This window comes from Herbaspirillum sp. alder98 (assembly GCF_020179755.1).
GTDB lineage: Bacteria > Pseudomonadota > Gammaproteobacteria > Burkholderiales > Burkholderiaceae_D > Herbaspirillum.
Genome location: NZ_JAIUCY010000005.1, coordinates 130943 through 149750, shown reverse-complemented (window position 1 = coordinate 149750; position 18808 = coordinate 130943). Strand labels below are relative to the sequence as shown.

The following is an 18808-nucleotide window of genomic DNA, read 5'->3' as shown; positions in this document are numbered from 1 at the left end:
CTTTTATGTCCACCTTACCCGACCAGACAATCCTGACCATTGCAGAAGCCGTCAGCCATGCCCATGCCCACTGGAACGCCGGTCGTGCGGATCAGGCTGGCCAGCTCTGCCGCCAAGTGCTGGTCGTCTGGCCGGGTCATGCCGATGCGCTGCATCTGCTGGGCTTGATGGCGCTCGCGCAGGGGCAGCTCGATACGGCAATTACGCATCTGCAGCAGGCGTGCATGGATTCCAGAGCACCCGCGATCTATTTCAGCAATCTCGCAGAAATGTACCGCCGCAAAGGACTGCTGGCCGATGGCGAGGCAGCGGCACGTCAGGCCGTGGTGATGGACCCGGCGCAGACGTCCGGTTGGAACAACCTGGGTATCCTTCTGCAGGAGGCGGGCAAGTTTGCAGAAAGTCTCGATTGCCTTGAGCGAGCGATCGCGCTCCTGCCCGACTGGGCGCAGGCGCATAACAATCTGGCCAATACCTACCGCCGTTTGGGCAGCATGGACCGCGCTGAGCAGCACTATCGACAGGCGCTTGCGCTGCTTCCTTCCTATGCAGAGGCGCATAGCAACCTGGCTTTTCTGTTGTCCGCGCAGGGCATCCACGATGAAGCCGTTGCGCATGCTCAGCAAGCCATTGCCATCGAACCCCATTTCATCGATGCCTATCTGAACCTGGCTGACGCGGAAATTTCTCGCTGTCGTCATGACGCGGCATTGCGCGCACTCGACCTGCTTTCCGCCTTTGCGCCTCAACATCCTGCCTCACTGATTGCACGCGCTAAGGCGCTCAACCGGAGCGAGCGCCTTGACGAGGCGCTCGGTTTTGCGCGCCAGGCGGTGGCCTTGGCGCCTGGTAACGCCGAAGCGCACCACACGCTCGCCATGGTGCTTCAATCTTTGGGACAGACCGAAGAGGCGCTCGCGCAATTCGACCAGGCGGCGCAACTGCCGGGTACGGTCGCCGAGGCAGCGCTGGTCGGACGCGCCGTTCTGCTCACGGAAGCCGGCCGCAACGACGAAGCAGGCGCAGCCTTTGAACAGGCGCTCAAAGCCTTCCCGAGGTCGGTAAAGGTGCTGGCCGGAAGGGCCGACGCCAGGAAATTCAGGGCCGGCGACCCTGATATCGGTACCCTGGAAGATTGTGTCGCCGAAGGCGAGCGCCGCTCTTTGTCCGATCGGATCTCAGCCCATTTCGCACTCGGAAAGGCCTATCTTGACACCGGGGATGCGGCACGGGCGTTCCATCATCTCGATCAGGGCAACCGACTCAAGCGCGCGACGTTTTCCTATGATGCCGATGCGATCAGTCGCTGGGTGTCGGACATTGAAAAAATCTTCACGCCCGGACTGTTCGAGAAAGCAAGCGACAGTCACGCAGGGTCGGCATTGCCGGTTTTCATCATTGGCATGCCTCGCTCAGGGACCACGCTCATCGAGCAGATCCTGTCGTCACACTCGCAGGTGACCGGCGCTGGCGAGTTGTCGGCGCTACGCTTGGTCACAGAGAGCGCCGGGGCGTTCCCGGCCAGCGTTGTCAACATGACCGAAGCGGACTTTGCCGGGCTGGGACAGGAATACCTGCAACGTACCGAAGTGCTGGCGCAAGGGCGTGCGCGCTTGGTGGACAAAATGCCGGGAAATTTCATGTATGCCGGATTGATTCCGCGGATACTGCCGGGCGCACGCATCATTCACGCTCGGCGCAATCCGGTCGACACCTGCCTGTCGTGCTACACCAAACTGTTCGCCGGCGAGCAGCCATTCGCCTATGACCAGTCCGAGCTGGGGCGATTCCATAGCGACTATGAACGCCTGATGACGCACTGGCGCGCGGTGCTGCCTCCCGACCGTTTCATCGAAGTCGACTATGAGGCCGTAGTTGACGACCTGGACGGCGAGGCGCGCCGTCTGATCGCCTTCCTTGGTTTGCCCTGGGAAGACGCCTGCCTGAGTTTCCATGACAATCGCCGGGTCGTGCGCACGGCCAGCGTTAATCAGGTGCGCCAACGGATCTACAAAACTTCGAAGGGGCGCTGGCATGCTTACGCAGCCCATCTTGAACCGCTACTCAAGGCATTGGAGATCGATACGCCATGAATAAGTTGAGTAGTCATTTGGAGGAACACATGTGCAAAGAAAAAGCGATATCCATTTTTTTTCACGCGGCGATCATTTTTCTCTCGATCACCCTCGGCATGACAACGATCGCATCGGCAAAAGAACCTGAGCAAACTGCGCTGGTTGGCGTGATTGGTCCTGTCAGCCAGCCACGCTGGAAATCCACGCTCGATGGCGTGCAGTTTGCCGTCGAGCGGATCAATCAGCAGGGGCTGCGCATCGACGGCAAGAACACCATCCTCAAACTGCTCATCATTGACGACAAGAACGACAAGAACCTTGCCGTTCTTGGCGCCCATGCCGCCGTGAAAGCAGGCGTCGTTGGCGTGATCGGACACCTGACCACCGATACAAGCATCGCGGCTTCTCCGGTCTACAATGCCGCCGGAATTCCTCAGTTGTCACCGACGGCGGCAGGACGGGAATTCACCCAGAAGGCTTACGACAACGTGTTTCAGATGCTCGGGCACAGCGGCCATACCGGTCAGTACCTGGCTCTGGAAGCGATCAAGACTCTGCATGCGCAGCGCATCATGCTGATCGACAACAACACCGTCCTCGGACGGGAGCTCACGGCCAGCTTTGGAGCTGCCGTGACCAGCGGAGGCGGATTGATCGTCGGCAGTGACCGGATCAGCGCCAAGACCTCTGATTTCAACGCAACTATCGCCAAGATTCATTCCGCCAGGCCCGATCTGATTTTTTTTGCGGGAGTCAACCCGCAAAGTACAGCCTTTGCCGTCCGTTTGCAGCAAGTCGGCGTGCGTGCAAATCTGTTGTTAGCAGGCGGCGCGACCAATCCGGAATTTCCCGACAATACGGGCGACTATCCTGAAGGAACGTTGATGCTGGCAGGCGGCAGGCCCGTCGACAAAGCTCCCGATTTCAAGCGTCTGGAGAAAAGCTACAAAGAAAAATTCAGCTCCCCGTTGATTCCTTTCACTTGGATCTCCTACGATTCGGTGAGCGCCTTGATCGAGGCCATGAAGCTTGCAAACTCAATTGAGCCAAGCCAGCTTTCAGTCGCCTTGCACAAGATTCAATTCAAGGGCATGTCAGGGACCGTTGCCTTCACTTCTGACGGCAGCGCGCAGTATCAGGCATACACGCTATATCTTGCCCAGCAACGCCGCTGGAAAGTTATCAATACTTTGCCATGAATTAATTTGATCGTCCTCTGTGCGGTCGCTGATTGTCACGTCAACGCATACGTCATGGATTCGAGAGAAATCCAGATGAATTTTACGGACGTCGTGGATGGGGATGTCCGCAATCGGCCAGTAGCCGACATTCCAGTCCAAAGAAAAAAGCCCACTTGAGCGGTCTTTTTCATGTATAGACCTACTGATTACAAGTCCCGGCCAGATTCCGAGTCAATCAATGACTTAGCTCGGTTTTTGCTCCGCAACTCGCAAAAAAAGCATCTGCATGAACTCCACGCTGAGCTTAGTTCTACAATTATTTGTGGAGCAAGAAATTGAGCGCACCAAATTGCGAGTGCGCTTGTCGAAAATAAGCGCGAGGCATAGAGCAATTAGATTGTCAGGGCCTTTCATCTACGCTGCCAAATCGCTGCATCCGGTGTCGTAATACTGTTTGCGGTGCCGAAATTAATTTCTTGCTGGACTAGGTGACAAACTTGATCCGGTTTGCGTGTCCAGCTCAGACCGGATTCAGTGTCCAAGATCTACTGTCGCCTGCAGCATGGCGTGTAGCTGAGGAATAGTTGTTGAATTGCATTGAAATCTGACCCACTTTCTCAGGAAATTTGCATCCTAAGTTGACCCATCTTTAGACCACAATCCTGCTCATGACAGCGAGCGGGAGAACGGAGTGATAAACGTGGCCCTACTTGGAATTATTCGGCGCTGGTACATCAGAGACCATATCTCAATCCGGGAAATCGCCCGCCGCCTGGACATCTCCCGCAATACGGTTCGTCGCTATATCCGATCGGACGCGATCGAACCAGCATACCCGTCAAGGCATTCGCCCAGTTCTCTTGATGAGTTTGCTCCCAGGCTCTCCGCTTGGCTGAGCTCTGAATCCGTTAAATCTCGCAAACAACGAAGAACCCTGAAACAGATGTTCCTGGATCTAAAAGAACTGGGATATGAAGGGTCGTACGACCGCGTGGCCGCCTTTGGTAGACGGTGGAAGGTGGGTCAAATGGAGAGGGTCAAATCCGCGAGCAAATCAACACGTCCCATGCTCTGGAGATACTGTGTTCCCTAAAAATAATCCGTCTAACGCTAATACGTATTTCCATTCCACATAGCGCGGACTGGAATGTGGAGAAAGACGAACACCTCTATTCACAATTTCAATATGCTCTATTGCCATATCTAGACCTACTCTGCCGTATTTCTGGTGAACGGCACTTAGTAATGGACTAGGATCAATTGCCTTCTTTTTTTCTGATCTCGTTTTTTCTATAAGACCTGGCCAAAGCTGATGGTAAAGCGTCATAACGCCCTCATAGATTTCGAAGGCACCTGCATCCCCTTTGTATTTATGAAATTGTTGCGCCATTTCGTAAATCGATCCTCGGTAGCGCTCTTCTGTAAATCCGATTCCCTCGAGTAAGCTAAAAAACATATCTTCGTAATCTTCAGAGCGTATTCGTACAGCGCCAATCTCTGATGCTCTTACTTTATCCGGATAGCCTGTACCAACCATGACGTCGCAAAGCTGCTCAATCGATAGTGTTAGCCCCGCTTTATAGCCAGCGGTTTCTGACAAGTGATCCGTAAGGCCTCGTGGTTCAAAGATAATACTTCCCATCTATTTTTCCCTCCCCAATGGAATGACTATAAAGGTTTGCCAATACGACGGGGAATGGGAAGATTTTCCATATACCCTTGGTTAAGTTTTTATCCAACTTTATGACCAACGTCGAAGCTGACAATTTGAATTAAGCTGACCTCATGAGCGATGAAGATTATGAATATTGCTTTTGGAGATCTTATTTTTTAGATCTTGATTTTCTTGCGTGAGATCTAAAATTAGTGCATCTGCCTCTAGAAGGAGCGAAATGGCATGGTCACGCTCAATTTTTAGAGCTTCGATCATATTCTTCAACGACCTATTTTTCTTTTTTCTTAAATGAATGCCGTTGTTTGACGACGTGCCCGCTGTTTGTGGATGCCGCCCAATCCAATTTTGAATCTCTAAAATTAGCGACGGGTAGCGACTCTTCTTCAGTGCGGACGGATCTACGCCAGCTTCTTTCGCTATGTTGTTCTGGGTTACTCTGCTGCCTCTTGGGATGAGATCAGAAGTGCCAGCCTTTAATCGTTCAAAGGCTTCGCGGAAGGCTAGCTCCGCGCGACTTAGCATCACGTCTTCTTTAGGTTTCGATGACATTTAATGCCTTTCGGATGGCAAGTACCTGAGCCTCTAGGGAGCTACGATGGGGGGAGTTCATAGTCGCCAAGCTGATATTTTCTTCAAGCAAAGAGAGGAAACGCTTAAGCTCTGGGGCGCGCTTTGAATCATAAAGTGCATTGGCGCATGGTGGCTCATTGCCGTTGCCAGCGCAGTGAACAAGAGTATCTATGCCGCCGTAGGCGCACGGGCCTCGCTTCGTACAGCCACCTAATAACGTTTCTCTATAGGAGATAGCGCCAGTGGCTGCCAGGCGGACGAGATTTTTATCGTCTTTTGGATCAATGCACCCAAGTATTTCATTTTTACGCTTGATTCCGTGCGGGCTTATGTAGCGTTCCGAGAAAAGAGCAGAGATCTCTTTTCCAAGGATCTCGTGCATTGTACGAATGTAGAGTTTTTCGGCTTCTTTATTCAGACCAAGCCGAGAATAACCTTGGCCGTAGTACAAGGACATAGCCCGTGTGGAATGCTTGAGAAGATACTGCAAAGAGGAATCAGAAATAAGCCCCGATGCCTGCATATTCACCGCACCTGTACGGCGTAATTGATGCCAAGAGAGCGTCCATATTTTCCCTACTTCAAATTGTTCGCTGTCTAGGCTAGGGGTAATTAGCCTTGCGACCTCTAGGTCATCAGCCGTTATGGTTAGTTCATCATCGGAGAATAGATTGGCGAATTGCTCTTTGACTTGAGAATAGTTGAAAGGAGTCGATCGTACATCAAGGGGGCATCGGCTATCTTTCACAGAGAGTGACCCCCATGGCTCATAAGCTCGAACAATGAGATATGGATAGTAAATGTCGTGCGGCTCGGTAGGAACCTCCGGATTCACATCTGCACAGATCATTCTTAAATGACTAATGCAAGCCATCGCATCCACAGCAGTTTTAATTTCATGTGATGCTGGCCAGCGAGCATCGTTGTCTTTGATGGTTTTTGTTGTTCGCCCTTGAATGGTTACAAGCTGACCGAAATTGGGATCTTGTTCTTCCTTTACGCAATTCGTTTTAAGGCACCATCCTTCATTTACTCTCATAAGAGTTAAATTGAGTATGTAACCTAGACCGACATACCCGACCATAGAAAAATATTTGGAGAGAGAATGCAAAGTTATTTTTTTTGTTTCAGGTGCGCCATTGATAACCCATTTTCTAAGGAGTGAGTCAATGCCGAACTGGATCGCTGTCTCTTCGAATGGGCCGATGTAGGTTTTTCCCGTTTTTTTCCCGTTTCTTCTCGTGGTGGTCCAGAAGGGACCCCATTCTTTATACTCACCGGCTTTGCAAGCATTGACCAGCGATCCTGCGGTGCAAATATATGCATCCAGGCAGTATTTATAGCAAGCTTCGATTTGTTCTCGATGCGAATGAAAATCTTCCAAAAATTCTTTTAATCGATTGAATTGATAGAGCCATATCCTAGGCGGAATATATGGAGTCTGTTTTTGCTCACGATTGATTCTTGATGCTTCTGCTTTAGTGAGTGCTTCACGATCGAAAATTGCGAAGCCAAGCTTATCCCGAACTTCGAAGAGCCCGTGCAAAGAGACTATGAGGCTCGGCTCCTGCGGCATTGAATTAATAATTTCATCCACGACGGCTGGGAACTTGTACAAATCAGACGCAAGAATTCCTTTTCTTGAGCAATGTGCGACTATTCCTCGGATGTACGTAAATCGAGCTGCGAGTGTTGTTGCGCTTCGAACGCCGTTATTCCCATATATCCACCAGGCGGCTATTTGCCGAAGAAGATTAGCGTTGGCAGGGTCGATTTTTGGACAACGAAAGAGATTCGGGCCGTCACCGAAATTCAAAATTCGAGCGCGTTGGGCCCAAATGCTGATATTCCAAATGGAATCAGCGTACCGGCTGATGACTGCGCCATTTTTATTGATTACCACCGGGAACGTGGGTGATGGTGGCCACGAGTCTGGCTGATGATATCGGTGATTTCGAGTTCCAGAGGCAGTCTCAATGGATAGACCGAGATGTTTTACATTGACGTTCATATCTTGCTTTCTGCTAAAAGTAGAAAGCCCTTCCAGCGAGGGTGATAGTCTTCTTCCTCTACTTTTAGGCGAGCTTCGCGAACCCAGTTCTGCCGAGTGACATCACTTTCAGAAAAAACATCTAGCTTGGCTGTAAGGCGTTCAATTGCTGCGAAAGCCGGATGAGGTTGCCCTCGTTTTGATGAAGGCCTAAAGCTGGCAATTTCTACAGACTTAAGATGCCGGTACGTCGCCAACGACCAAACATGATCCGGGCTATCAATGTCGCGTTGGTGCACGCAGAATAGGCAACCTGCTGGACTAATACAGTCGGGCGGTGTTGACTCTTCAGGCGCGGATGCTATTTTTTGAGGACTGCTTGGGCCGCGGGCACAGAGTCCTGGGCTTGGTGCGAGAGGTGAGAACTCGGACGTTGTGTGAAAATTGGCAACCTCTACAATTGCCATGTGCAAACTGGGTGTCTCGTAGTGCCGAATCAGAGTTTGCTCTGTATGAGAATGCATCTCAGCCGTGAGAGCATCGTTTTTGCTTTGACGAAGGAACCAATTAATCCTGGTCTTTCTGAGTGCGCGGGCACGAACGAGTTTGATACCTATCTTCTTGCATAAAGCGGTTAGTGCCGAAAAGCTAGGCGCCATATTCTGATTGTTATTTGGCCTGATTAATGGGAATAAAAGCCCATCCTCGTCTTCAGGAAAAAACTCATTTCTCCATATTAAATATTTTTCTAACTTCTCACGATATTCACTGAATATTTCAAATGATACCTCTCCTTGACGACGGCCTTTATAAACGCGATGTACTTGGTATCCATCAAGGTAACTACTATATCTAAACCTCGAATTCTGCAGTTTGAAAGCCTGCTCAAGGTTCATGCCTGTCTGACTTATGAAGATCAATAATTCGGCTTCGATTCTAAGGTTGATGATAGGCGATCTATTTTCATAAGAGAAATCAGCGATTATGGCCTCGCGCCTCTCCAACATTTTCTTTTTCGAACTACGGCGACGTGGCTGATGTAAGTACTTCAGACTCTCTTCTGCTTTGAGGCGAAGCCAGTTTTCATATATTTTTCCGTCGCGGAAATTAATGACAATTGGAAGGGGGCCTTTGACCACATCATTTGTCAGTGCGTTTGAAACGTCACACAGTGCGTGGCCGAATTCGAAAATCTCTTGAAGACTTTTCTTTTCTAATTCAGGGCCTAGTATTTTTTTTGTGTTTTTTGGACGCCTAAAGCGCGTTTTAGAGATCAAGCTAGTCTCGAGCTCTAAGACTTCAGTAAGTATCTTTCCCACGGCAACGACTGATTGGTAGGAATGAATTTCTGCGGGACCCATTCTTGCTCTGTTTCTTGCGATAAGAAATTCCGACCAATCAATGAAAATTTCCTCAATAGAGTTCAAATTAATTTGTGATGAGTTTTCATCCGCCCAGCTGAAAAACTCTCGTAGTCTTCTGATCGCTGTGATTAATGATCCATGGCTACCTCCACCAATGATTTTTGTGTTGAGGTAGTCATGGATTTGGGTGACCAAGGAAATGCGTTCGCTGAGTATCTCGCCGAAATTTCCATCTACGATGCGCTGCACTGCGGTCCGAAAGTTTGCAGCAGAAGCGCCCCGATAGAGGAATATTCTTAGATCCTGCGGCGTTGTTTTATTTCCGTAATAGATGCTCTTGAAAGTTAAATCTGGAGCGTCATATTTCTCGGCCATCATCATCACTATTCTCAGTAAGAATGCCTAGAAAATCGCGCGTAAAGCGATTTGCCATATCGATTTTCGCTGGCGTTTTTTCGACAAAGCGGATGTACTTAAACGACGTCGCTTCACTCTTGTGAAGGAGCGCATCTTTGACAAATGCAATTGCGTTTATTGATCCAACGGAATGAATTGCTAACCGAGCTAATTCAGTCGCATATGTGCAACGAGTTTGATGAAAGTGGAAATTGCGCAAGCCAGAAATTCCGGCGGCAATGCCGGATTTGCGAAGGGTGTGCATTTCTACATTTATCGCGGAACTTCTATCTGAGTTTTCCTTTGCATACGAATTTCCAAACCGCGTCAGAAATACAAGGTTCTTATTTTCCTTGCGTGCGATCGCTTCTCGTTTTAGTCGATGAATACTGTTGGCGTAACTGCGAATTTGATCCAGGTGGATCTTTGTGATTCGAATATTCCCAGTGACTCCGAATTTGGTGCGAACAGGAGGCGAGGCACCCGGACCAATAGTAAGAATATACATTGCATCACACATAGGATCTGGAATGGCACGATCTAGTGTCTCTAATCTTAGATCTGTCAGTGTGCCAAGGCGCATTCCTGTGAAAAATCCAAGCGTTAGCAAAAGAAATAATTCTGTGCTTGCCTGCTGTCGGCAGAATCTCAGAATTGCTTCGCGATCTTTCGTCGAAACTGGTAGAAGTCCATCCTCCAATTTCTCCCCAGGTGCACTGCGATTTGGAATCGCGAGATCGGTGCTGTTGACGGCAAATGTACGTTCAAGCCCCGTCTTGTCGATCATGGTTCGGTGAAAGATTCGATTCGACCACATAGATAACTCATCCGATAAAAAACCTTTCTCATAGAGCCATTTATAGAACTGAATGACGCAGGCCATTCGTTGTGAAGTGGTAGATGGAGCAAGTTTTCCGGTGTTTCTGCTTTCAATTAAGAAGCCTCGAAACTGTACAAGGCAGCGGTCAGATTTTCTCTTGGGAAATGATTTCCAGTCGGTACCTGTATCTTCGAGCCAATTTGCATATGCCAAAATTGCCATTGAATTGGCCTCTACTGTTTTTAACGTTACATCTTTGTTTCTAGTTCTTTCGAATAGCCACAAATTTGCCTCACGCCATGGCGAAAAATCTTGCCAAAAAATTAATGGCAAAGAGTTGATTTCCTGACGACTCTTGCATAGAAGCCAATGAACCCTTGCGCCATTTACTTCGGCTCTGTGGGGCGTATATCTGGCGTGTTCAAGGAGGGCCATGTCCGAAATTATTGTGGCAGCAATGAGGGTAGGTGCTGTATAAGACTCGTTTTCCCGAATTTGTATTGAATCTCCTGTGGAGAGGTTTCAAAAACGAAACGATAGAGCTCCCAAGAGATTTTTCGGGACGTTAATTTCTCCACTGAGTCCGACTCAGGCTTCACCGCATGTCCATAAGTTATATTACGAACTATGAATGTCAATGCCGTTCAACTAACCCGTGATGCCGTCGTCAAGACCCTGGTGATGCAGGACGAAGCGGCCAGGCCGATGCTGGTCCTGATGCATGGCGACTGCAAGGTGTCGACCAAGAATTTGGCGCGCCAGATCGGTTGCAAGTCGGTCGAGCCCTGCAAGCCCGATGTGGCCAATCGACACTCGGGTTTCCTGATCGGTGGCACCTCGCCCTTCGGCACCCGCAAGAGCATGCCGGTCTACGTGGAGTCGAGCATTCTCGAACTCGACCGCATTTACATCAACGGTGGGCGGCGCGGTTTTCTGGTGGGCCTGGCGCCGGCCGTCCTGCTCGACGTTCTGCCGGCCAAGGCAGTGCAATGCGCACTGCCGGATTAACTATTACAACGACAAGTCTTCAGCGGAAATCCACATGAACAACATCCTCTTCGCCATTGCCGCCTACCTGATCGGATCGCTGTCCTTCGCGGTGGTGGTCTCGAAACTGTTCGGCCTGGCCGATCCCCGTACCTATGGTTCGAAAAATCCCGGCGCCACCAATGTCCTGCGCAGCGGCAACAAGAAGGCGGCCGTGCTGACGCTGGTCGGCGATGGCTTCAAGGGCTGGCTGGCGGTCTGGCTGGCGCAGCACTTCGGCCCCCGGTACGGCGTCACTGACAGCGGCCTGGCGCTGGTGGTGCTGGCGGTGTTCCTGGGCCACCTGTGGCCGGTGTTCTTCCGCTTCGTCGGTGGCAAGGGCGTGGCTACCGCGCTGGGGATCCTGCTGGCGCTCGACATCTGGCTGGGACTGGCCACGCTGGCGACCTGGCTGGTGGTGGCGTTCGCGTTTCGTTATTCGTCGCTGGCCGCGCTGGTGGCGGCGGTGTTTGCGCCGTTCTACTACGGCCTGCTGTTTGGCAGCACCGACGGTATCCTGCTGGCCGTGGCGGCGATGAGCGTGCTGTTGATCTATCGTCACCGCAAGAATATCGGCAACCTGCTGGCCGGCAAGGAAAGCCGCCTGGGACAGAAGAAAAAATAAGTCGTCGATGGGGCAGCGATGAAGGCCCGCTGCTGTCCGGTATGACTTTCCTGACATCCACCCCAGTCGTACCGGCCAAGGCCGGTATCGAGCGTCGTTGATCGTGTTGTCAGGCCGACGGCGTGGCGAGTGCCGCCTCTGGCGGTTTCAATTCATCCAGCGGCCAGCGCGGCCGCACGCCGAAACCGTATTCGCGCTTGGCGGCATCGGGCTGCAGGCGCAGCCGCATGGCGCCGGCGAAGGCGATCATGGCGCCGTTGTCGGTGCAGAACTGCAATTCGGGATAGAACACTTCATAACGGCGCTTGGCGGCCATGGCATCGAGGGCACTGCGCAATTGGCGGTTCGCGCCCACGCCGCCGGCAATCACCAGCCGCTTCAATCCGGTCTGCTTCAGCGCCGCCAGGCATTTGGCGACCAGCACCTCGACGATGGCGTCGACGAAGCCGCGTGCGATGTTGGCCTTGTCCTGTTCGCAGATGTTGGCAGCGGTGGCTGTTTGTTGCTTGACCACCGTCAACACCGCGGTCTTGAGCCCCGAAAAACTGAAGTCCAGATTCTTCGAATGCAGCATCGGGCGCGGCAGCGTATAAGCCTTCGGATCCCCGAACTCGGCCATGCGCGAAATTTCCGGCCCGCCCGGGTAACCCAGTCCCAGCAGCTTGGCCGATTTGTCGAACGCTTCGCCGGCGGCGTCGTCCAGCGTCTCGCCCAGCAATTCGTAGCGGCCAACGCCATCGACCCGCATCAGCTGCGTATGCCCACCCGACACCAGCAGGGCCACGAACGGAAACGCTGGCGGCTTGCTGGCCAGCAGCGGTGACAGCAAATGCCCTTCGAGATGGTGAATGCCCAGCACTGGACGGTCGATCGCCAGCGCCAGCCCGCACGCCACCGAAGCGCCGACCAGCAGGGCGCCGGCCAGACCGGGCCCCTGGGTATAGGCGATGGCGTCGATATCAGCCTTGCCGATGCCGGCGTCGGCCAGCGTCTGCTGCAGCAATGGAATGGCGCGACGGATGTGATCGCGCGACGCCAGTTCGGGCACCACGCCACCATATTCCTGGTGCATGGCCACTTGCGAATGCAATGCGTGCGCCAGCAGGCCGCGCTCGGTGTCGTACAGAGCCAGCCCGGTTTCATCACAGGAGGATTCGACGCCGAGAACGATCATGATTGCAATGGTGGGGTGCGTGGAGGGCGACCGGTGGTCGCCGGGAAAGGCGCTATTGTAATGTAAAGCCTGGACACACGCGCCGCCAGCGGGTGTTCGGGGCGTTTTGGTGTAACCTTCGGCCATGCAAAACGATCACTTTACCCACACCGGCGCGGCTGCCGTCGGCGAACCCTTTGCCGCCGCCGCTTTCATCAAGGAAATAGGTCGCGGCAAGGACGGCGCGCGCAGCCTGTCGCGCGAAGACGCCAGCCGGATGTACGCCGCCATGCTGGACGGCCGCGTGTCCGATCTGGAGCTCGGGGCGATCCTGCTGGCCATGCGCATCAAAGGCGAGTCGGTGGCCGAGATCGGTGGCTTCCTGGATGCGGCCGAGGCGTCGTTTGCGCCACTGCGGGCGCCGGCCTGCGGCTATGCGCCGGTGGTGCTGCCCAGCTACAACGGCTCGCGCAAGATGGCCAATCTCACGCCCTTGCTGTGCATGTTGCTGGTACGACGTGGCGTGCCGGTGCTGATGCACGGCGTCACGCACGACCCGCAGCGCGTGACCAGCGCCGAGATCTTCACCGCCCTCGGCGTGACCCACGCCGGCAGCGCCGAGCAGGCCCAGGCATTGATGGCCGACGGCCAGCCGGCGTTCGTACCGATCGAGGTGCTGGCGCCGAAGATGGCGCGCTTGCTGTCATTGCGGCGGGTGCTGGGGGTGCGCAATTCGACCCATACCCTGGTCAAGATCATGCAACCTTTTTCCGGTCCAGCGTTGCGATTGAGTTCTTATACCCACCCCGAATACCTTGAGATGCTCACGCACTATTTCACCGAGGCCGCGCCGCATGATCGGGGCGATGCATTCCTGATGCGCGGCACCGAAGGCGAGACCGTGGCCAATGCGCGTCGCGCGCAACGCATCGACTGGTTCAGCGGCGGGCAGCGGACGGTGCTGGTGGAAAAACAGAGCGTGGCCGAGGAGCTGGCAGATCTGCCAGAGGGCCGCGATGCGCAGACCACGGCGCAGTGGATCGCATCGGTGCTGGAGGGACGGCGATCGGTGCCGCAAGCCATCGAAGAGCAGGTCGAACACTGCGTGCAGGTCGCCGCCGCCATAGCGCAGCGCACCTGAAACCTTCTCAGGCGCGGGGGCGACGCTTGACGGCGGGCTTGGCCGGGGTAGCGGCCTTTTCTGCCGCGTGCACGGTGGCCAGTTGCGAAAATGCGAAGATCACTTCCTTGACGATCTTGCGCTGCGGCGCGGGCAGGTTGATGAAGGCTTCGAAGGCTTCGCGTTCGCGGTAGCCGATCGCTTCTTCCCAGCGCGCGCGGCGCTTGTCGATGCGGCGACCGATCTCTTCGCCGAAACGCAGGTGCTGGGGCGTGACGATCAGCCATTCGGCCAGTGTCTCGAGCTTGTCCTGTTTCGGCATGGACTCGCCAAGCAGCCAGCGCCGCACACCGTGCAGCGTCATCGGCTTGCCCCAGAATCGCAGATTGAATTCCCTTTCGAGGACGGCGGGCTTCGGTTCGTATCCAGCTTTTTCCATCGCTGCGCGCAGGCGCTTGGCAAATTTTTGATTGGCGGTTTCCATGGTCGACGAAGGTACTTTGACGTAGAGCGTTCCGGGGTACGTTTGCTTTTTGGATGAATTACGCCTCAAACGTGACTAACTATCACTGGGCCGTGAGGCCGCGCCGGCAAGGCCTTCGACGGCCTGGGGTAGCCGTTGTGCCGGGCGTGTCGCAACGATGGTGTGAGCCGAAAAATGATGTCATGTCTAGTCCCATGGCTTGAGACGATGACCGATGCGACGCGCCCCGCGCGCTGCCGTTCCGATCGGAGTGGCCCGGCTTGCCGGCGCCATGCAGTCGGCGTCAGTGAGTTCGTCGGGTACTCAACTTCGTTATAGAGCACATTTAGAGAATTGACAGATTGTTATTAATATTTTTTTAATAACTGTGTCGTAGTCGAGACATTTCTCAATGTGCGGGATGCCATCGCGATACGGTCAATCTCGCCGTAAGTCGCTAAAATAGGCGGTTGCTGCAAAAAATACAGGTCCATGCGATACGCTCACGACGCCAGTCGATGATGCGCTATCGGCCACATATCGCGGATCTTGCATGTTAGTTTTCTTGCGGCAACGTCTGGCCTTGATGAAACAAATCGAACCATAAATTAGTCGGCAGCACCACTGCACCATCGCTTCACGGCGTTGCTTTCGCAGCGCGCACTCAGTTACGTAACTTTTTGCATAGCACCGGGCAGCGTCGGCTGGACGCGATGCCCGGCATGGAACGCGGTCGGCCATGAAAACGTCCGCGATACGACAAGACACCCGTTGCGGGCGGTCCCGGTAGCGGGGTGCCCGGGCGGTGAATCATGCGGGGCAATAGTGATGCCTGGGGCTTTCAATTTTCTGTTATTGACGTTCGGTCTGCTGGTCGTCAGCCTGGCCGCCTATGCTGCGCTCGAGATATCCGAGCGCATCACGACCCAGGACGCGCAATATCGGCGCTTGTGGCTGGCGATCGGGGCGTTCATCTTCGGCATTGGCCTGTGGGCGGCGTTGATCCTGTGCGTCGCGGCGCGACGCCTGGCGCAGCCGGTGTTGTTCGATTCGCGCCTGCTGACGCTGGCGCTGGCATTGTGCGTGCTCAGCGTGTTCTACCTGATGCACCTGTCGGGCCTGCGTCGGGCGCGTGCCGTGCGGCTGCTGGCGGGTGGGCTTTTGATCGGCGTGGCGCTCAATGTCGCCCTGCACCTGATTTTCAGGTCGATGCAACTGGCGCCGCCGGTGGTGTTCCAGCCGGCGCTGCTGGTGCTGGCGATCGTGATGATGCAATTGACGTCGGTGTTTGCCGTGGCGCTGTTTTCGTCCACCAACAATCGCAGGGTCAGCGCCGGCTCGCTGCATTCGCAGCAGGCGCGCCGGGTGTTGGCGGCCTTGCTCGTGGGCGTGGCGCTGGTGGCCAGCACCAGTGCGGCATTGCGGGCATTGCAGGTGGATCCGTCGGCGGCCAGCCGCGCGCTCTCGGGCCTGGCGCGTGAAAAGCTGGTCAACGGCATCGTGTTCGGCGCCTTTGTGGCCATGGCGCTGGCGCTGGTGGTCAGCGGCGCCCAGCGCAATACGGTGCTCAAGCGCATCGTCGGGCGCACCAATGACAAGCTGCTGCATTTCGCCACGCATGATGTGCTTACCGGCCTGCCCAATCGCGCCCTGCTGACCGAGCGCATCGAGCACGCGGCCCAGGTGGCGCGGCGCAACGGTCGCATCTTCGCTGTGTTGTTCATGGATCTCGATGGTTTCAAGGGCATCAACGATTCGCTTGGACATGCCGCCGGCGATTGCCTGCTGGTGGCCGTGGCGCAGCGCATTCGTCGCTGCATCCGCGGCGAAGACATGGTGGCGCGCATCGGTGGCGATGAATTCGTGGTGGTGATGGGCAACCTGGCCTCGCCGGAGGTGGTCGAGCAGTTGTGCGAAAACATACTTGCAGCGTTGCGCGAGGACGTCGACGTCGACGGCACCCTGCTGCGGGTGACCTCCAGCATCGGCATCGCCGTCTATCCCAACAGCGGCGAATCGGCCGACGCCTTGATGCAGAGCGCCGATGCCGCGATGTACGAGGCCAAGCAGAGCGGGCGCAATACCTATCGCTTCTTCGAGCCAGCCATGCACGCCGCCGCCATGCGCCACCTGGTGGTGCGCCAGGCGTTGCAACAGGCCATATCGCAACAACAGTTCAGCCTGCACTTCCAGCCCAAGTATCGCGGTGGCAGCCATGAGCTGACCGGGATCGAGGCGCTGCTGCGATGGCATCACCCGGAACTGGGCGAGCTGGGGCCGAGCGAATTCATTCCGATCGCCGAGCGCTCGGGGCAGATCGTGCAGGTCGGCGACTGGGTGTTGCGGGCGGTCTGCGCGCAGATAAAGAGCTGGGATGCGCAGGGCGTGCCGCCGGCGAAGGTGGCGCTGAACCTGTCGCCACAGCAGATGCGGGGCGACCTGGTGGAAAGCATCGTCTCCATCGTGGCCGAATCCGGGGTGGCGCCACAGCGCTTGATGTTCGAGATCACCGAAACGGCGGCGATGAAGAACGTCGAGCGCAGCACCCGCATCATCAGCGAGTTGCAGGCGCTGGGTTTCGATATCGCCATCGACGACTTCGGCACCGGCTACTCCAGCCTGGCCTACCTGGCGCAATTCCATTGCCGCCAGATCAAGATCGATCGCTTCTTCACCGCCCGGCTCGACCAGGACGACCACTCAAGCCGCGCCATCGTCTCGGCCATCATTGCGCTGGCGCATGCGTTGCAGATGGAAGTGGTGGCCGAAGGCGTCGAGACCGAGGCGCAATTGCATGCGCTGCAGCGCCTGCATTGCGATCAGGTACAAGGTTTCCTGCTGGGCCGGCCGGCCGCAGCGGCCCAGACGCAGGGGCTGCTGGAGGCCAGCAACGACGATCTCTTCGGTCAGGGAGCCGGCTTCATCCGCCCATAGCCAGCGGGCCGGCGCGACGCTGCACCCGCCGCAGGTAGGCCAGCAGGCCGGCGCCGACCAGGCCCAGGCTGACGCTGTTGGCCATCCAGAAGCCGGGCGCGCCATGCAACCAGTCGGGCGTCACACCCAACTTGTCGAATGCCAGCAGATAACCGCCGCCCAGCCCGACGCCCCATAAGGTAACGGCATAGATCACGGTCGGGATCACCGCCACCTTGTAGGCGCGCAGCACGAAGGCCACCGTCACCTGCAGCGAATCGAACAGTTGATAGAAGGCGATGAACAGGAACAGCGGCAGCGCCGCCGCCACGATCACCGGATCGGGCGTGTAGGCCTGGATGATGTGGCCCCGCAGGAACCACACCGCGACACCGATCAATACCGACAGGATCACCGCCAGCCGAATGCCGGCCTGGCCGATGCGCCGGGCATCGCGCCAGTGGTTGGCGCCGATGGCTTGCGCCACCAAAGTGCTGGTGGCGCTGGCGATCGACAGCGGCAGCATGTAGAGCACGGTGCCGACATTGGCCGTGATCTGGTGTCCGGCCACCGGCACCGCGCCCAGGCGCGCGATGAATACCGCCATCAGGGTGAAGGCGGTGACTTCGATGAAGTACGACAGGCCGATCGGAATACCCAGTCGCAGCAGTTCGCGCTGCGCCTTCCAGGTGGGCCGCCGCAGGCCGCCACGCCACAGGTGCAGCGGTCGGTAGGCCGGCAGTTTCGCCACCAGCAGCCAGGCCACCGCCACCATCAGCCAGGCGATGACGGTGGTGGCAATGGCGCAGCCGGGGCCACCGAAGGCCGGCAAGCCGAGACCGCCAAAGATCAGCAACGCGTTCAGGGGCAGCTTGAGCAGCAGTCCGCACAGCTGGATCGCCATGACCATCTTGGGCCGCGCCATGGCCGTGTTGAGCGCCGAATACACCCGGAACATCAGTGTGGCCGGCAAGGCCAGCGCTTCGATGCGCAGGTAGAGCGTGGCCTTCTCGACCAGCTCCGGCGAGGCCTGGGCGAATGACAGGAAGAAGGGGGAGAACAGCAGCGCCAGCATGCCCACCAGCGACAGCAGGGCGGCCAGCCACATGCCCTGCTGGACTTCGTCGCCGATGGCGCTGAAGCGGCGCGCGCCGAACAACTGCCCGATGGTCGGTTGCAGTGCCTGCAGCACGCCCGACAGGCCGACGAAGACGCTGACGTAGATCGATACGCCCAGCGCCAGCGCGGCCAGGTCGAGGGCCGAGAAGCGCGACACCATCACGGTATCGATCACGCCATTGGCGATCAGCGCCAACTGGCCGATCAGCAACGGCCACGCCAGGCGGCCGATGCGCGCCACGTGCACGCGCGACGAAACGCCGGTGGCAACCTGATCGGGTTCAGGCGGGCGTTCGCTCATGCAGCACCTTCGAATGA

General features: G+C 55.8%; 15 protein-coding genes. 7 read left to right on the top strand and 8 right to left on the bottom strand.

Going from position 1 to position 18808, the window contains the following annotated elements; translation table 11 throughout:
* Nucleotides 1–5: 5 nt before the first annotated feature.
* From LBW87_RS13490 to LBW87_RS13480, 3 genes are all read left to right on the top strand, one after another.
* Nucleotides 6–2093 (top strand): tetratricopeptide repeat-containing sulfotransferase family protein, encoded by a 2088-nt coding sequence (locus LBW87_RS13490; RefSeq protein ID WP_225202011.1) that lies wholly within the window; start codon nt 6–8, stop codon nt 2091–2093.
* Nucleotides 2090–3274, top strand: coding sequence for a branched-chain amino acid ABC transporter substrate-binding protein (locus tag LBW87_RS13485; protein WP_225202010.1), 1185 nt, complete (start codon nt 2090–2092; stop codon nt 3272–3274). Before LBW87_RS13490 ends, LBW87_RS13485 begins: the two co-directional genes overlap by 4 nt.
* Nucleotides 3275–3947: 673 nt before the next feature.
* Entirely contained in the window at nt 3948–4349 is a 402-nt protein-coding gene (locus LBW87_RS13480; RefSeq protein ID WP_413927646.1) for an HTH domain-containing protein, read from the top strand.
* On the opposite strand, the gene LBW87_RS13475 is transcribed toward LBW87_RS13480, so the two are convergent.
* The 5 genes from LBW87_RS13475 to LBW87_RS13455 all read right to left on the bottom strand — a co-directional run bounded on the left by LBW87_RS13475 (nt 4311) and on the right by LBW87_RS13455 (nt 10506).
* Complete coding sequence (locus LBW87_RS13475; protein WP_225202009.1) at nt 4311–4898, bottom strand: hypothetical protein; 588 nt, start codon at nt 4896–4898, stop codon at nt 4311–4313. The genes LBW87_RS13480 and LBW87_RS13475 overlap by 39 nt on opposite strands.
* Nucleotides 4899–5039: 141 nt before the next feature.
* Nucleotides 5040–5480 carry a hypothetical protein gene (locus LBW87_RS13470; RefSeq protein ID WP_225202008.1) on the bottom strand — a complete coding sequence of 147 codons (441 nt, stop codon included), beginning with the start codon at nt 5478–5480 and terminating at the stop codon, nt 5040–5042.
* Entirely contained in the window at nt 5464–7512 is a 2049-nt protein-coding gene (locus tag LBW87_RS13465; protein ID WP_225202007.1) for a hypothetical protein, read from the bottom strand. Before LBW87_RS13465 ends, LBW87_RS13470 begins: the two co-directional genes overlap by 17 nt.
* Entirely contained in the window at nt 7509–9236 is a 1728-nt protein-coding gene (locus tag LBW87_RS13460) for a site-specific integrase (protein ID WP_225202006.1), read from the bottom strand. Before LBW87_RS13460 ends, LBW87_RS13465 begins: the two co-directional genes overlap by 4 nt.
* Nucleotides 9214–10506: a tyrosine-type recombinase/integrase gene (locus tag LBW87_RS13455; protein WP_225202005.1), complete on the bottom strand. Its 1293-nt coding sequence runs from the start codon at nt 10504–10506 to the stop codon at nt 9214–9216. The genes LBW87_RS13460 and LBW87_RS13455 overlap by 23 nt, the downstream gene beginning before the upstream one ends.
* 192 nt (nt 10507–10698) lie before the next feature.
* On the opposite strand from LBW87_RS13455, the gene LBW87_RS13450 reads away from it, so the two are divergent.
* Complete coding sequence (locus LBW87_RS13450; protein ID WP_320442732.1) at nt 10699–11079, top strand: YbaK/EbsC family protein; 381 nt, start codon at nt 10699–10701, stop codon at nt 11077–11079.
* Nucleotides 11080–11113: 34 nt separating this feature from the next.
* Nucleotides 11114–11722 carry a glycerol-3-phosphate 1-O-acyltransferase PlsY gene (gene plsY / locus LBW87_RS13445; RefSeq protein WP_225202004.1) on the top strand — a complete coding sequence of 203 codons (609 nt, stop codon included), beginning with the start codon at nt 11114–11116 and terminating at the stop codon, nt 11720–11722.
* A 109-nt stretch (nt 11723–11831) separates the two neighbouring features.
* On the opposite strand, the gene tsaD is transcribed toward plsY, so the two are convergent.
* Nucleotides 11832–12896, bottom strand: a complete 1065-nt coding sequence (gene tsaD / locus LBW87_RS13440; RefSeq protein ID WP_225202003.1) for a tRNA (adenosine(37)-N6)-threonylcarbamoyltransferase complex transferase subunit TsaD — start codon at nt 12894–12896, stop codon at nt 11832–11834.
* A gap of 124 nt (nt 12897–13020) precedes the next feature.
* On the opposite strand from tsaD, the gene ybiB reads away from it, so the two are divergent.
* Nucleotides 13021–14016, top strand: coding sequence for a DNA-binding protein YbiB (gene ybiB / locus LBW87_RS13435; protein WP_225202002.1), 996 nt, complete (start codon nt 13021–13023; stop codon nt 14014–14016).
* Between the two features lie 7 nt (nt 14017–14023).
* On the opposite strand, the gene LBW87_RS13430 is transcribed toward ybiB, so the two are convergent.
* Complete coding sequence (locus LBW87_RS13430; protein WP_225202000.1) at nt 14024–14479, bottom strand: XRE family transcriptional regulator; 456 nt, start codon at nt 14477–14479, stop codon at nt 14024–14026.
* Nucleotides 14480–15286: 807 nt separating this feature from the next.
* On the opposite strand from LBW87_RS13430, the gene LBW87_RS13425 reads away from it, so the two are divergent.
* The gene (locus LBW87_RS13425) at nt 15287–17392 is read left to right on the top strand and encodes a putative bifunctional diguanylate cyclase/phosphodiesterase (RefSeq protein ID WP_225201999.1); all 2106 of its coding nucleotides are present in this window, start codon (nt 15287–15289) and stop codon (nt 17390–17392) included.
* On the opposite strand, the gene LBW87_RS13420 is transcribed toward LBW87_RS13425, so the two are convergent.
* Nucleotides 17379–18791 (bottom strand): MATE family efflux transporter, encoded by a 1413-nt coding sequence (locus LBW87_RS13420; RefSeq protein ID WP_225201997.1) that lies wholly within the window; start codon nt 18789–18791, stop codon nt 17379–17381. The genes LBW87_RS13425 and LBW87_RS13420 overlap by 14 nt on opposite strands.
* Nucleotides 18792–18808 lie beyond the last annotated feature (17 nt).

Bases quoted from the DNA above. Each gene is read 5' to 3' on its own strand.
- LBW87_RS13470 (WP_225202008.1), bottom strand. From the start codon at position 5,480: ATGTCATCGAAACCTAAAGAAGACGTGATGCTAAGTCGCGCGGAGCTA.
- LBW87_RS13425 (WP_225201999.1), top strand. From the start codon at position 15,287: ATGCCTGGGGCTTTCAATTTTCTGTTATTGACGTTCGGTCTGCTGGTC.
- LBW87_RS13490 (WP_225202011.1), top strand. From the start codon at position 6: ATGTCCACCTTACCCGACCAGACAATCCTGACCATTGCAGAAGCCGTC.
- LBW87_RS13450 (WP_320442732.1), top strand. From the start codon at position 10,699: ATGAATGTCAATGCCGTTCAACTAACCCGTGATGCCGTCGTCAAGACC.
- tsaD (WP_225202003.1), bottom strand. From the start codon at position 12,896: ATGATCGTTCTCGGCGTCGAATCCTCCTGTGATGAAACCGGGCTGGCT.
- LBW87_RS13465 (WP_225202007.1), bottom strand. From the start codon at position 7,512: ATGAACGTCAATGTAAAACATCTCGGTCTATCCATTGAGACTGCCTCT.
- LBW87_RS13455 (WP_225202005.1), bottom strand. From the start codon at position 10,506: ATGGCCCTCCTTGAACACGCCAGATATACGCCCCACAGAGCCGAAGTA.
- LBW87_RS13420 (WP_225201997.1), bottom strand. From the start codon at position 18,791: ATGAGCGAACGCCCGCCTGAACCCGATCAGGTTGCCACCGGCGTTTCG.
- LBW87_RS13430 (WP_225202000.1), bottom strand. From the start codon at position 14,479: ATGGAAACCGCCAATCAAAAATTTGCCAAGCGCCTGCGCGCAGCGATG.
- LBW87_RS13475 (WP_225202009.1), bottom strand. From the start codon at position 4,898: ATGGGAAGTATTATCTTTGAACCACGAGGCCTTACGGATCACTTGTCA.
- ybiB (WP_225202002.1), top strand. From the start codon at position 13,021: ATGCAAAACGATCACTTTACCCACACCGGCGCGGCTGCCGTCGGCGAA.
- plsY (WP_225202004.1), top strand. From the start codon at position 11,114: ATGAACAACATCCTCTTCGCCATTGCCGCCTACCTGATCGGATCGCTG.
- LBW87_RS13460 (WP_225202006.1), bottom strand. From the start codon at position 9,236: ATGATGATGGCCGAGAAATATGACGCTCCAGATTTAACTTTCAAGAGC.
- LBW87_RS13485 (WP_225202010.1), top strand. From the start codon at position 2,090: ATGAATAAGTTGAGTAGTCATTTGGAGGAACACATGTGCAAAGAAAAA.